Below are 13,244 nucleotides of genomic sequence, written 5' to 3' on the forward strand. Positions count from 1 at the left end.
ATCAAACCGGATTACTGTATAAAACCTCACCCTAGCTCCGGCTTCCCTCTTCTTATTAAGGAGAAGGATTGAGAGTGAGGTTTTATCTTATATTTAATTACGCCTACCTACTTACATATTTAGTCTTAATAAAATATTCAAGAATTAAAAAAGCTAATTGAATATTTTACTAAAAGCTTACCTTTTCTTAAACTTACGCAATTAAAGTAATAGATAAACAACTCAAAAGTTTATTACTTTATCTCATTGTCATTGATAAACACCTAAAATCAAAACGTTGTTACAATCAGCCATTTTTGAGCTAGTCGCTAGCTCTGATTGAGAAGAATATACCTTCAAACATACAGGTAATTTTTGATACAAATTATTAGAGTTTCTTAATCATTGTAAATAGCGAGATTCCCTGATAATTATGTAGTTACGATTAATGATGTATTCCACAAGTCCTACTTCAAACTCTTCTGCCGTGTTAAATACCTCTGCTCTCAGTAGGGAATTACCCCAGCAGATATTTTCTCGTCGGGAAGTAATTCCACATTACAATGATGTACTCTGGCGTATTGAACACGGTGCAGTTCGTACTTTAACGTGGGGTGAAGATGGAACATTCATCACTCTTGGTTATTGGGGACTAGGGGATCTGATTGGTTATCCTTTGTCTAAAGTCAAGCCCTACCAAATTGAATGTCTCACAGGTGTAGAAGTGAGCATTGTACCACCTCATTTGTGGCATCAAGATATTAATGCTTTGTTGTCTCATATTCAACAAGCAGAGGATCTACTAAGTATTGTGCATCAAAAACCAATTTCGCTCCGCTTATGGCAGTTTTTAGTATGGTTAAGCGAAAAATTTGGACGTGATGTAGATAAGGGCAAGCTAATTGATTTAAATGTTACCCATCAAGATATTGCTGAAGTCTTAAATACCACACGAGTAACAGTTACTCGGCTCCTACAGCAGTTGGAAGAAGAAGGAACAGTGTTACGTCACAAACGCCGCATTATTTTGCGTTTACCAAATCAATTAATACAACATTATGGTTCAGCAATATCTAACTGAACTTGCTTGTAATAATCACAGGATATAAGGTATAATCATCGCTGTGATTGTGTGTAAAATCCCCGAAAATAAAGTGCTATAAGCATTTTATTATTACTGGATTATGTAGGTGTGAGTGAGAGTAAAAACATGACAAAACGATTCTGGAATCTTATTAAGATTAGTCCGGTTGTTTTAACTGCGACCTTTTTAGCTGCAAATAGTGCCTTAGCTGCTGAAGTAAATGAACAGATAACAAATGTTGCCCAGTTATCAGAAGCTCAAGACTCTAACAGTATGAGTCAGGTAACATCAGTTTCGCAATTTTCGGATGTGCAACCCACAGATTGGGCATTCCAAGCTTTACAATCTCTAGTTGAGCGCTACGGCTGTATTGCAGGTTATCCCAACAGTACCTATCGTGGGAACCGTGCTTTGACCCGTTATGAATTTGCCGCAGGTTTGAATGCCTGTTTAGATCGGGTTAACGAACTAATTGCTACAGCTACTGCCGATTTGGTTAGCAAACAAGATTTAGCTACTTTACAGCGCTTACAAGAAGAATATTCTGCTGAACTGGCAACTCTGCGCGGTCGTGTAGATGGATTAGAAGCCCGCACTTCTGAACTAGAAGCTAATCAGTTCTCCACTACTACCAAGCTAGTTGGGGAAGCAATTTTCGCTGTGTCTGATGTTTTTGGTGACAATAGGGCTGATACTACTCCTTCTACCGCCGATAACGCCGACTTAGACAGCAATACCACTTTTTCAGACCGCGTTCGTTTGAACTTGTTTAGCAGTTTTACTGGTACAGACCAGTTGCAAATCCGTCTGAATGCTAACAACACCATCTCTAACGCTGCTGTGAGCGGTACCAACATGACCCGCTTGGCTTTTGATGGAAATAACAACAACTCTGTTGTAATCGATAAAATCAACTATGCTTTCAACTTCACTGACGCAGTGCGTGTCAAAATTGATGCTAGTGGCGGTGAATTATACGAAAACGTAAACACCTTCAACCCTGATTTTGCAAGCTCTGCTAGAGGTGCGCTCTCTCGATATGGACGTTTTAGCCCCATCTACCGTCAGGGCCAGAATGGTGCTGGTTTGACTGTGACTTTCAATCCTAATGCAGCTATCAGCTTGACTGGTGCTTATTTAGCGCCTTCTAGTGGTACTAATGGTGTCTTTGGTGCTAATAATCCAGACCTTAATAACGGGCTGTTTGATGGTGATAATGCCATCTTTGGTCAATTAACTTTCAAACCCAACAAAGCCTTCAATATTGGTCTGACTTACGCCCGTAGTTACTTCGCTGGCAATGCTGCCAACAGCCTCTTCCAGGGTACAGGTAGTGCTTTTGCCAATAATCCTTTTGGTGCTGGTACTCGTACCGAATCTAACAACTACGGTATAGAAGCTACCTTCCAACTTGGCTCTAAGTTGGCTATTAGTGGTTGGGGAGGTTACACAACTGCTGATGCTAAAGGTGGTGGTAATGCTGGCGCAGACGCTGATATTTGGTACTGGGCTGGAGCGCTTGCTTTGAAAGACTTTGGTGGAGAAGGTAACGTTTTAGGTGTGATCTTTGGTCAACCACCTAAAGTTACTGGTGGTAGCATCAAAAATGTTGCCGCCAATGTTAACTTAGATGACGATACATCTTATCACTTAGAAGGTCTTTACAAGTTCAAGCTTTCCGATAATATTCAGATTACACCTGGCTTGCTGGTAATCTTCAATCCTGAGCATAACGATGCTAATAGTACTGAATACGTAGGTACTCTACGTACTACCTTCACCTTCTAAAATTGGTGATGACAAATAAAGTTCAAAATTAGATAAACAAAAGCCCACCTCAAGGTGGGCTTTTGTTCAGGAAAAAAATTAACTATGTGGGATTATAATCTGGCTGATTGGATATATCTTTTGGGGGGCGATCGCTACTCCAAGCCCACCACACAGTACCACAGTGGCAATAATAAAACTCTTGCCATTTCCGACGACGGTCTTCTGTAAGTACAGGCGATCGCCGATTTAGCCAAACTTTTTCAGCTTCTCGGCTAGTCGAGTGGCAGTTAGGACAGCAAAATTCGTAGGCATGTATTGCCTTATTTGTCCATTCAGGCGGGAGGGTAGAAAAAGCGTCCATGTCGTTACAAATGTAGTATCAATGGTTATCCAAAACTTTGAGGTTTTGAACTTGGAGGCAAACGGATACTATAAAATCCCGCCACACTATCGAACTGCTTAATCAATATTCTTATGGCTTTGTCTGAATTATTTACAAATCACCATTTAAAGAGGTTTTCATTAGTAGAATAATCATTTATCAAGATTGCAAAAGCATCTCACAAATCAAAGGTTAACACGAATGGTAACTAAAATAATTACTATGCACATTATGGCTAATAATTATATTTATGGAGCCAAATCTTGAAATTCGCCGTTTATTAGATGTAATGCCTGCTTCTGGTCGAATGACAACAAAAATTGTTAGTAAGCCGGAACAGGCAAAAGTGATTAACGCCTCCTTTCCCCAACCCTGGAATCAGGCGCGACCGATATATATTAATTTCGATTTATGGCCTCGCTTGACAAAGCCGCAACGAGACTTGCTACTGTTGCAGATGGTTAGCTGGTTGACGGGGGTGAAGTGGTTTAAACCCGACATTTATCAAGGTGTGGTAGTAGTGGGGCTGTTAGGCGGCTTCTTAGAAGCATCACAATCAGATGTAGTGGGTGTAGCTGTAGCTGGGGGATTAAGTGCGATCGCAGCTTTTCGGATCTGGCGGACTAATAAATCTCAAGAGTCAGAGTTAAATGCCGATGCAGCAGCAATTCGCATCGCACAACGGCGTGGTTATTCAGAAACTGAAGCAGCGCAACACCTGTTATCTGCAATTGAAGCGGTAGCTAAAATTGAAGGGCGTTCTGGGTTAAATTTTACTGAGTTGATTCGTTGCCAAAACTTAAGAGCGATCGCAGGCTTATCACCAGTGGGTATGCCAGAAAGTTATGATATTTAGCTCAAAGCTTCTAACGGATTGTAAGAGATGAGTCTCCAAGTAGCTGCAATGCTTGGGGCTATTCTACACTGGAATAAGAGAATGTGTGTTTAACTGACTTAGATGTAAAAACTGGGGAGTTTTATCATACCTTCTCAGTGTTGCTTCTGAAATACTTACCTCGTGTGGTAAAACTTAATTTAAATTCTGTCAGTTACTAACGGAGTTGATAGGAATGGGTAACTTTATTATTTTTGTCTTGATAGTGGCTTACGGAGGCGGCGTTTGGAAGTTTTGGAATGGCTTTGGACGGACTAATTTCAATCCGAGTTTGACCAATCGCATTGGTTTATCTTTGCTATGGCCGGCCTTGTTTATTACAAATCAATCCTATCGTCGAAACTTTAAAAAGGCATTGAAAGGTTAGAGTTTAGTTTTAATTCTAATGTCATCTGAGGGTAAGGTTAGCATATATTTCAATATAAACCTAACCCATCAACGCCCTTTCCCTAGTAGGGAAAGGGCGTTGTATTTGCTCATCCTAACAAGGAGAGAAATTATGGCAAGGATAAGTTCGCAATGTTAACAATTGTAACTTGTTAACTATTGGAAAGTAATTTCGCCGATCAATTTACAAATTATTTACCATTGGTCAGCAGATGGATTGCTGCGCCGACAGCTGCACCATCAACAGCATTCCCAAGAGTATCTCTCTTATCGCCAGTAACTACGCCAGTCACTGCGCTAGCACCTGCACCGACTCCTACATCTTGACCAATATTCCGGTGACGACGATTGCGAGTGTTCCTCAGACCATTTGCACCATTGACGGCTGCACCAGTGACACCACCTTTAACAGCGTTGCCTAGTACACTACCATTTCCTCTAACGGCTCCGGTGACGACATTGGTAACAGCCCCAATACCTGCATCTCTTAGTACTTGGTCATCAGCAGCAGCCGGTTTAGCGGGAACCAAGGTTACACCAGCTAAACTTGCAGCCATGAGGCTGGGTAGGAGTGTGCGTTTTAGGATATTATTCATTGTGTTACCTTCTCAAAACATCAAACAATTAGCTAAAAACCAAAAGTTACTGGAATCGGACAAAATCTGAATTTTTTATCGGAACAACAGTAACTATATTATTGTTTGAGAACACATACATAATCGCATTTATCAAGTCATAACTCCATCCCCTGAAAGCATGAATATCAATTAAGCCTTGAGAAGGTCTTCTTGATTTCTTAGGTAATACTGGAGATTACACATTGACAAAAACAATTAAATGTGAATAAATACTGGTCGGTGCGAAACCTTGATTTTTTCATTACTAGCAGCTATTTATGACGAGTAGCCGTATTGTGTCTACTCTCAATACTGCTCGGGTAAAGCATTTTTAACTTGGAATTGGATTTGGGGAAAAGGTTGAAGGGTAAAGGTTAAAGGTTTTTTCTTTCCCTTTTCCCCCGCCCCTTATCCCCAGAGGGGGCCCCACCTTCCCCTTTTCCCTAAAACCCGACAAGTATTGTGTCTAGTCTATACTTAGCCGTTCAAGTTGAGATTCAATGGCTGTTAAAAGCTGGTGTTGCTGCCAATCTTGGCTCAAATGGGCGGCTATACAAGCGGCTCCAGCACCCATACCTTCTTTCACAAAGCCCTGTTCATAGGCTCTCAATTGGGGATAACGAGAATCAGCAAAGCTCAAATTCGTTGCTAATAGGGTAGGGGTTCCTCCACTCTGAGCTAAGTTGCCTTTCCCTAAGTTGAGTGCTAGGTCAACTGTCGCGCCAGTAGGATCTTCTGCCACCCAACGGGTTGTGCCTACAACTACTGCTTCCGGTTGCCATGATAAAGCATAAGTTTGAGCGATCGCATTAATCAGAGCATAAACCGCCAGCATTTGCGTTCCACCAGCCAGCATTACACCACAACTACGACTAGCTGCGATCGCCATCCCAGCTACCACCACCTGCATTGGATCGCCCACGGCGGCAACGAGTTGCAAGGGGTTAACAGGGGAAGATGAGGAGGACAAAGTAAAATTTTCTCCCCCTGCTCCCTGCTCCCTGCTCCCCTTTATCTTCTCCAGTCCAGCTTGTACTAGTGCCCACTTTTGGTCGTGGTTACAAATAGGATGGCTACTGTTAACTTTTCCAGCAGCATCTATACCTAAACCAGTTAAGATTGCTAAAGCAGTTGTAGTACCTCCGACGACGCACTCACCGAGAATTACATACCCCTCTTGCATATTGGCAGCAAGGCGTTCTCCCCAAAGTAATCCTTGTTCAAACAAGTGGTGTACTACAGTAATTTCCATAGCAGCACCTCCACTTAAGCACTTGGCAGGAGCGCCACCCAAATCAATTAAAGGCACAGCAGGAGGCTGGGGTAAGCCAGCATTAAACAAATGAACTGGTATATTTAGTGACTCAAATACAGCGCGAGAAATCAGCACAGGTGAAGCCCCGGCTGCTAATGGTGGTAGAGGATATTGAGCTTTATGTTCTGGGCCGTAATACAAAAACTCGGCATCAGCACAGGCGGTATATTTCCGATCTTCTGGAGTGCGGCCAGCCGCTGAAATCCCTGGAATTAAACCAGTTTCGGTAAATCCTAAAACACAGGCAAATAGGGGTAGACAACCACGATAACGTCGAAGCCATTCTTCACCCTGTTTTTTTTGGGTATAAATACGAATTTGGGAATTGGGAATTGGGAATTGGGCATTGGGCATTGGGAATTGGGAATGACTAATGACTAATGACTAATGACTATCATTCATAATCCATCAGGACTTGTACCCAGTGTGGTGGACGGGGAATGGGGTTGCCTAGACGCTCAAAAAGCAACCATGCTGCGAGGTGTACCACAAAAAGGTAGATAAAATTGTTGAGTAAAATTAAAGCGATCGCTCCCACTTGAATCAAAAACACACTAGGACTCGCCAACAAACTTAGCTTCAAAAATATCCACTCAATGAACTCAGTCACTTGAGTAATCACATAAATCCATAAGTCTTCACCCGACAAAACAGACAGCAACCACAGCCGAAAAAAAACTCCCAAAGTACCCAACAGTGTACCCAAGGTGATAGAAACAATCCAGGGAACACGACGACGATACCATGCCGCTCCCAGAAGCACGCCCATAAAGCCGTAGGGCATGACAAACAGCAAACTGCGGGCTGGCCCCATTAGTACCGTCAGCAGTAACCCAGAGGTGAGTGCTGCCATCCATGCTGCACGCTTACCCCAACGCAGATAAACTAGAGCGATCGGCACCGGAAAAAATATCCGTAAAACTGGGCCCAAAGGAAAGTAGAAATTAATAAACCAAATTAAGCTAGCAGTACTGGCTAAAAATGCCGTTTCTACCATCCTTAAGGGCGCTTCAGCCTTGAGTTGAGGAGGCATTAACTGCTGTTCTTTGTCTAACCAATGATTGTGGGGAGTTGGAGATTCGGGCGATGGATCTTCCTCCGGCTCATCTGGCAGAGAATCTAAAATACTCATATTTGACAAGTTCTTAAACGATCATTCTTTCCAAGGCTGACAAGTCGGGAATACAAATAGTGTCTTGATCCCGTTTAATCAAGCCTTTTTTTTCTAGCCTTGTCAACACTCGTGTTACAGTTTCCCGTGCCAGTCCGCTCAAACTACTCAATTCCCGATGAGGTAGATTGGGGATTTCGGTTCCTGTTTGCCCTTTTTTTCCCTGTCCTTCTGCTAAAAATAGCAATGTATCTGCAACCCGTGACTGGCTATCAGATTCTCGTAACCGCAATCGACGATTTACTTGCCGCAAACGTCGTGCCATTAGTTGTGCCAATCGAACTCCCGCCAAGGGTTCTATATGAAGTAACTTGACGAAATCCTGAGCAGGCATACTTCCAATTACCGTTGGGGCCAAGGTAATCACATCTGTGGAACGAGGGACTTCATCTAGCGCCGCCATTTCACCAAATAATTCCCCTTTTCCAAGAATATTCAGTGTTACCTCTTTTCCTTCCAGATTGTAGGTACGAATTTTTACCCATCCGTCCAGAATAAAATACACAGAACCACCCCAGTCATTTTCTAGCAAAATCACCTGATTGGCTGGGTGAGTGCGGGTGACAAGATGAATGAGGGCTGATTCCACAGCAGGTTCTGGCAACCCTTGAAAAAAGGGAGCCGAGGCGATCATCCAGGGATTAGCCTGTGCTTGCAAGCTATATCGGTCTTCCATTAGGACATTTTTATTCAAGCTGCTATATACACACAATAAACAAGAGCGCCTTTTTCAGCCTAAACCATGAAGGCACAGTTCCCTTTCAAAGAGAAAACTAAACTATGCTACATAAGAAAGCGACAAGAACGTTTTTCTGAACAATTTTTACCTATAAGTGAAAACGGGGTAAAAGTTTTGCAAAAAGTAGTTTATAGCCGGCGGTTGTATTGCTTAGGGGCTAGCTGCACTGCAAACTTGATTAGTTAAAAATATAGGCAAACAACATCAATGATACTAAAGGCAGTAAATTATTGCTCAGGTATTTTACCGATTTTCAAAAATAAGCAACCAATAAGGGGAAAAACCCGCATTTCTCACAAGCTTCAGGCGTTTGACAGAGCAGAGGAGCAGAGGGGCAGAGGGGAAAGAACTTAGTATTTATTTGAACTTGAACTCTCCCCTGCACCCCTGCTCCCCTGCCTCTTTTATTAACTAAATGCTGACTGAAGATTGCCACGACTCGCAGTAATCCATAACATAATGACAGTCACAAGTCCAACCAGTGGCTCTTGCCACTCAAAACCTTGGTGATTGTAAAGTAATTGTCACATTAGTGAACATACGTTTTTAGGTAAGGTAATAAAAGTGACTTCCAGTGCAGATGAAATTCAAAAGCTGATCGCAGACATTGACAACTTACTTGCTAGTGGTGGCAAGGGTTTGTCTAGATTTCTGCCTGGTCAGGCGCAGGAGCCGAAAGAGGTTTTAGAACGAATTCGCAACTTCTTAGTGAGGCTCCAAGAAAAAGAAGCATTAGACAAGGGCATCCCAAATCAGCCTTCTGAAGAACCGCGATCGCCTTTATTAACAAAATTTATTGCTCGAGATTATAATCAGTATCCACTACCGCCCCTCGAACTTAATCGGGAAGAGAGTTCTGTTGTTAGCGGACAATTAAAAAATGAATTTTCGAATTTAATCCAGCCATTGCGATCAGAATTAGAAGGGCTGTTGCAAGAACGAGCCACCCTCGTACAGGAAATTCGGCAGCTAGAGCAAAAGCGATTGCAAAACTACTCCTTAGCGCAGCAGTTGACAAACCAGGATCAAATGATTACCGAGTTTTTACAGGTACTCATGAGTCGCCTTGTGCCAACTTTAACGCCACTAGTAGCACAAACGGGGGAAAATTCTGCCATTTCTTCAGGAGTAATTAATCAGGTAAACTCAGAATCAGCAAGCTCTGTAACTCAACCTTTATTAGAATCAGCAGACCGTGTAGAGCAGTTAACCCAGCTAGCTAGAGAGTTGGATCAACGCTTATTATCACTAGATGGGACTGTGAATGTAGTCTTTGAGGCATTACAGCGCAATATTAATACTTATTACGAATCACTGTCGCAAGCACTAGCAAGGATGCATAGCAAGGGAATGCAAGGCGAACAGTTGATGTCTAGCTTTGTCAATAATTTGACCCAGCATTTACAGCAACAATCCCCTACTTCTCCATTATCTTTCCCAGTAGTAAAATCTGATACACCACCATCATTGCCCGATCCATCTGAGATCGCTGTGGAAGTTGCGCTTCAACCTTTGGAGCAAATCTCGCTAGAAACTTCATCTTTGCCAACGATTAATTCTGAGGAACAGGATACAAACCTCACAGAGGATTTAGATGCAGTGCTGTTGCAGCTTGGTATAGACTCGTCTCAATCTTCTGAAACCCCAACTGAATTAACACAAAATATTTCTGCATTAGTTGGTGATGAAGTAGACCAACTTTACGCCAGTTTGTTTGGTACTGGTGATGTTAATAATCTCAGTTTTGATGTAGCCGCAAATGACTTATCTGCTTCCACAGCCTCCCAATCAACGTTGAACATCGCTGAGAGTCCATCTGTTCCTCCAACTGGGGATTCTGCGGTTGTGATAACAGATACAGATATTTCAGCCGAAGAAACTTTAGTAGAAACCACAGATTTATTATCACAGCCACAGGAAGAACTATTTTTTGAAGAGGATAGTGACCTAGATTCGCCTTTTAGCTTTGCTACACCACAAACAGACAGTTCCCCGACGCAACTCGACCCTCAGCCAACTAGTTTTTTTGAAGAAGATACTGACTTCGATTCGCCTTTTAGCTTTTCTACTCCACAAACAGACAGTTCCTCAACGCAACTCAACCCTCAGCCAGCTAGTGTTGATACAATTAATACTCTAACTGAGCTATTGACTGATGAAGGTAGTGAGCAGCAGATGCTGGAAATATCCTCTATGGATAATGCTAAAACTACAGCACCAGTCAATCCAGAAGTAGCAGAAATTGCGTTGGCAAAGCCTACCATTGGCGTAGTGTCTGACAAAGAAGCGATCGCTCCCCCAGAAATATTGATTGACAACGATCGGCCAGAACCGTTTGTAGATAACTACATTGCTGCTTCGCCCCAAGAAAATTTGCTCTATGTTGAGTCAAACCAGTCTCCAGCCGTACCTGATATTTCTTTAGATGAAGAACAGTTGCAGCAATTAGATCGGGATTTAGCTAATTTTGATCGGCAGCTAAATTCTGAGTCGCAGCCAGCTACCAACTTCGATATTTCCTCCGAACTGATTGATAAAACTCAAGACACAATTCCCACAACTCCCCCTGAGTCGCAAACAGAAAATACCTCAACTGCGGCTTTATCCAGTTTTGCTGTTCCCCAAGTAGAAATTGAAGAAAAAAAGCAAGTTACAACTCCTATTCAAGACAGTTCTTTACCTTCAATTTCTAACTTCATCAACAATCCAGAAATTTCGCTCGATATTCAAGAATCAGTTTGGTATTTAGGGATAGATTTAGGTACAACAGGAATTTCTGCTACATTATTAAATCGCTCTACTTTTGTTGTACATCCTATATACTGGTCAGCAGAAAATCCCTCAGAAACAAGTTCATTCCAGCAATCATTTCGTTTACCAACAGAGGTTTATCTTCCTACAGCTTCTATACCTCAAGGAGAAAATGAAAGTATTGAAGTCCATGAGCAGACAGCACCTGCGGCTGTTGCTCAAGATAAAACGCCTGACCACTCGGCTACTCCTGCAACACCTAGAGCAAGAACAGATTCGACAACAAACAATCTTTACTCGGCGCAGTTAAAGCCCTATTTACAAGTAGCTATTCCTTACAAAAGGGAACGGCAAAAATGGGAACCTGTTTTGCAATTAAATGAATTTTCGGCAGGGCCTTTAATTTGGATTGTGCGATCGCTCTCTAAACTACTGTTAACCCTGAAATCCGAAAAAACTTGTACTACGCCGAGTTTAATGGCTGCTGCTGTTGGGATCAGCGAACAAGATTTTCCGCAGATTATCAATAATATTGCTGGTGTAATTTGTACCTGTCCATCTAGTTGGTCGGAACAATACCGCTTTAACGTGCGGGAAGCTTTACTCACTAGCAAACTTATCCAACATCCGCAACAAGTCTTTTTTGTAGAAGAAGCGATCGCTAGTTTACTCCCAGAACTTGATGCTGCTAACGGTGAGCAAGTAAAATTAAGCCAATCTCAAGGTTCTCAGCCTGCAAAAACCAATGAACATCCGATTGTGGGTAATACCCTGGTAATTAATATTGGGACAACTGCCACAGAAATGTTGTTGGTAGATGTTCCAGAAAGCTTGCTGCAACTGACATACAATGATTTTATGCTCCATAGTTTTGCTTATGCTGGCAAGGGAATTGAGCAAGATATTATTTGCCAGTTGTTATTGCCACCCAAATCTCGGCAATCACGCACAGAAACACAAAGCGATGGCAAAACTATCAGCAGTAATCCTTGGCAATGGCAACCATCAATTCCCGGTTTAGACCAAATGCATTGGCAGAGTTTAGGGTTAGAAGAATTACAACTACCCAGAGTCGGAGAACCAGATATTACCGCTCGGATTCGCCTCCAGCAGCGTCTAGAAAGTTCTCTACTGGGACAGGCGGTATTAGATGCGGCACTAGCGCTGAAGCTGATTTTGCAACACCAAGATTCTTTTACCTTAGAATTAGCCGATCAGCAATGGATTTTGCAGCGACGAGATTTAGAAAGCCAGGTATTTATCCCCTTTGTGCGCCGCCTCAACCGAGAACTTAACAAAATATTGGTAGCTCGTGGTGTCCCCACAGAATCTATTAATCAAGCTATCTTGACTGGTGGGGTGGCTTGTATTGGGACAGTCAACCGTTGGTTAAGGCAAAAACTCCCCAGCGCCAAGATTATTCAAGATTTATATCTCGGCGAAAATGGCGCTCCTAATTGCAGTCGGGTTGCTTATGGTTTGGCGATGCTGCCTTTGCATCCTCAGATATTAGATATACCCAGGCAACAGTACACTGATTATTTCTTATTTACCGAATTGCTGCGACTGCTACCAGATCGACCCTTATCTTTCGGTGAAGTTATCCAGTTATTTGAGGGTCGCGGAATTAATACTCGCACTTGTCAGCAACGCCTCCTGGCTTTTTTGGAAGGTGAACTGCCTTCGGGATTGATACCTTCAGTTACAGATTCGACTTGGCTAACCCAGAATTCCCAAGAAAATCCTGACTATCAGGCGATCGCCACAACACCACTTTTTGAAAAACAAGGGAGTCTCACTTATCGTCCCAATTCCCAACAACTGTTATCTTTACGTCGCTATCTAGATGCGATCAAGGCTAGTAACCAACAATCACTGGAGGAAGCATATACAGTGAATTTTGCTTTAGAGGTTCATCATTGAGATTAGTGCATAACGTTGGAAATAAGGATACTATTCAAAATTCAAAATGCTTACGTTATAAGCATTTTGAATTTTGTAAAGCACCACAAGTACTTCCTTTTTAAAAGTTTAGCTGTAACACTATCTTTTTTATTTGATGGGAAAAATATTGTAAATTTACAATATCTTGGTTTAGTTGAAAGATTTTGTAAAGTTTGGATTTTAAGTGTTTATTTTCTTTAAATTTTGTGT

10 protein-coding genes are annotated in these 13,244 nt (G+C 42.2%); 5 read left to right on the plus strand and 5 right to left on the minus strand.

Translation table 11 applies throughout. From position 1 onward, the window contains the following. The first annotated feature begins 427 nt into the window (after positions 1 to 427). Both RMZ41_RS04535 and RMZ41_RS04540 read left to right on the plus strand, forming a co-directional pair. Positions 428 to 1,060: a Crp/Fnr family transcriptional regulator gene (locus RMZ41_RS04535; RefSeq protein ID WP_322640719.1), complete on the plus strand. Its 633-nt coding sequence runs from the start codon at positions 428 to 430 to the stop codon at positions 1,058 to 1,060. 129 nt (positions 1,061 to 1,189) lie between these two features. Then, positions 1,190 to 2,851, plus strand: coding sequence for an iron uptake porin (locus RMZ41_RS04540; RefSeq protein ID WP_322640718.1), 1,662 nt, complete (start codon positions 1,190 to 1,192; stop codon positions 2,849 to 2,851). A gap of 82 nt (positions 2,852 to 2,933) precedes the next feature. Here the strand turns inward: RMZ41_RS04540 and RMZ41_RS04545 are convergent, their stop codons facing one another. Then, positions 2,934 to 3,194: a hypothetical protein gene (locus RMZ41_RS04545; RefSeq protein ID WP_322640717.1), complete on the minus strand. Its 261-nt coding sequence runs from the start codon at positions 3,192 to 3,194 to the stop codon at positions 2,934 to 2,936. 271 nt (positions 3,195 to 3,465) lie between these two features. On the opposite strand from RMZ41_RS04545, the gene RMZ41_RS04550 reads away from it, so the two are divergent. Both RMZ41_RS04550 and RMZ41_RS04555 read left to right on the plus strand, forming a co-directional pair. Then, positions 3,466 to 4,071 carry a DUF3318 domain-containing protein gene (locus RMZ41_RS04550; protein WP_322640716.1) on the plus strand — a complete coding sequence of 202 codons (606 nt, stop codon included), beginning with the start codon at positions 3,466 to 3,468 and terminating at the stop codon, positions 4,069 to 4,071. A 214-nt stretch (positions 4,072 to 4,285) separates the two neighbouring features. Continuing rightward, a complete protein-coding gene (locus RMZ41_RS04555) occupies positions 4,286 to 4,477 on the plus strand; it encodes a hypothetical protein (RefSeq protein WP_322640715.1) in 192 nt (63 codons plus the stop codon). 211 nt (positions 4,478 to 4,688) lie between these two features. Here the strand turns inward: RMZ41_RS04555 and RMZ41_RS04560 are convergent, their stop codons facing one another. The 4 genes from RMZ41_RS04560 to RMZ41_RS04575 all read right to left on the minus strand — a co-directional run bounded on the left by RMZ41_RS04560 (position 4,689) and on the right by RMZ41_RS04575 (position 8,276). After that, the gene (locus tag RMZ41_RS04560) at positions 4,689 to 5,093 is read right to left on the minus strand and encodes a hypothetical protein (protein WP_322640714.1); all 405 of its coding nucleotides are present in this window, start codon (positions 5,091 to 5,093) and stop codon (positions 4,689 to 4,691) included. Positions 5,094 to 5,580: 487 nt separating this feature from the next. After that, a complete protein-coding gene (gene cobT / locus RMZ41_RS04565; protein ID WP_322640713.1) occupies positions 5,581 to 6,783 on the minus strand; it encodes a nicotinate mononucleotide-dependent phosphoribosyltransferase CobT in 1,203 nt (400 codons plus the stop codon). A 40-nt stretch (positions 6,784 to 6,823) separates the two neighbouring features. Beyond that, complete coding sequence (locus RMZ41_RS04570; RefSeq protein ID WP_322640712.1) at positions 6,824 to 7,561, minus strand: DUF2232 domain-containing protein; 738 nt, start codon at positions 7,559 to 7,561, stop codon at positions 6,824 to 6,826. A 13-nt stretch (positions 7,562 to 7,574) separates the two neighbouring features. Continuing rightward, on the minus strand, positions 7,575 to 8,276 hold the full coding sequence (locus tag RMZ41_RS04575; protein WP_322640711.1) for a Crp/Fnr family transcriptional regulator: 702 nt from the start codon (positions 8,274 to 8,276) through the stop codon (positions 7,575 to 7,577). Positions 8,277 to 8,903: 627 nt separating this feature from the next. On the opposite strand from RMZ41_RS04575, the gene RMZ41_RS04580 reads away from it, so the two are divergent. After that, positions 8,904 to 13,013: a hypothetical protein gene (locus tag RMZ41_RS04580; protein ID WP_322734504.1), complete on the plus strand. Its 4,110-nt coding sequence runs from the start codon at positions 8,904 to 8,906 to the stop codon at positions 13,011 to 13,013. Positions 13,014 to 13,244: the final 231 nt, after the last annotated feature.

Source organism: Nostoc sp. DedVER02, assembly GCF_034530675.2.
Taxonomy (GTDB): domain Bacteria; phylum Cyanobacteriota; class Cyanobacteriia; order Cyanobacteriales; family Nostocaceae; genus Nostoc.

What these genes read in the sequence shown, in the direction of transcription:
- RMZ41_RS04540 (WP_322640718.1), top strand. Translation starts at nt 1,190, where the DNA reads ATGACAAAACGATTCTGGAATCTTATTAAGATTAGTCCGGTTGTTTTA.
- RMZ41_RS04535 (WP_322640719.1), top strand. Translation starts at nt 428, where the DNA reads ATGATGTATTCCACAAGTCCTACTTCAAACTCTTCTGCCGTGTTAAAT.
- cobT (WP_322640713.1), bottom strand. Translation starts at nt 6,783, where the DNA reads ATGCCCAATGCCCAATTCCCAATTCCCAATTCCCAAATTCGTATTTAT.
- RMZ41_RS04555 (WP_322640715.1), top strand. Translation starts at nt 4,286, where the DNA reads ATGGGTAACTTTATTATTTTTGTCTTGATAGTGGCTTACGGAGGCGGC.
- RMZ41_RS04550 (WP_322640716.1), top strand. Translation starts at nt 3,466, where the DNA reads ATGGAGCCAAATCTTGAAATTCGCCGTTTATTAGATGTAATGCCTGCT.
- RMZ41_RS04575 (WP_322640711.1), bottom strand. Translation starts at nt 8,276, where the DNA reads ATGGAAGACCGATATAGCTTGCAAGCACAGGCTAATCCCTGGATGATC.
- RMZ41_RS04570 (WP_322640712.1), bottom strand. Translation starts at nt 7,561, where the DNA reads ATGAGTATTTTAGATTCTCTGCCAGATGAGCCGGAGGAAGATCCATCG.
- RMZ41_RS04545 (WP_322640717.1), bottom strand. Translation starts at nt 3,194, where the DNA reads ATGGACGCTTTTTCTACCCTCCCGCCTGAATGGACAAATAAGGCAATA.
- RMZ41_RS04560 (WP_322640714.1), bottom strand. Translation starts at nt 5,093, where the DNA reads ATGAATAATATCCTAAAACGCACACTCCTACCCAGCCTCATGGCTGCA.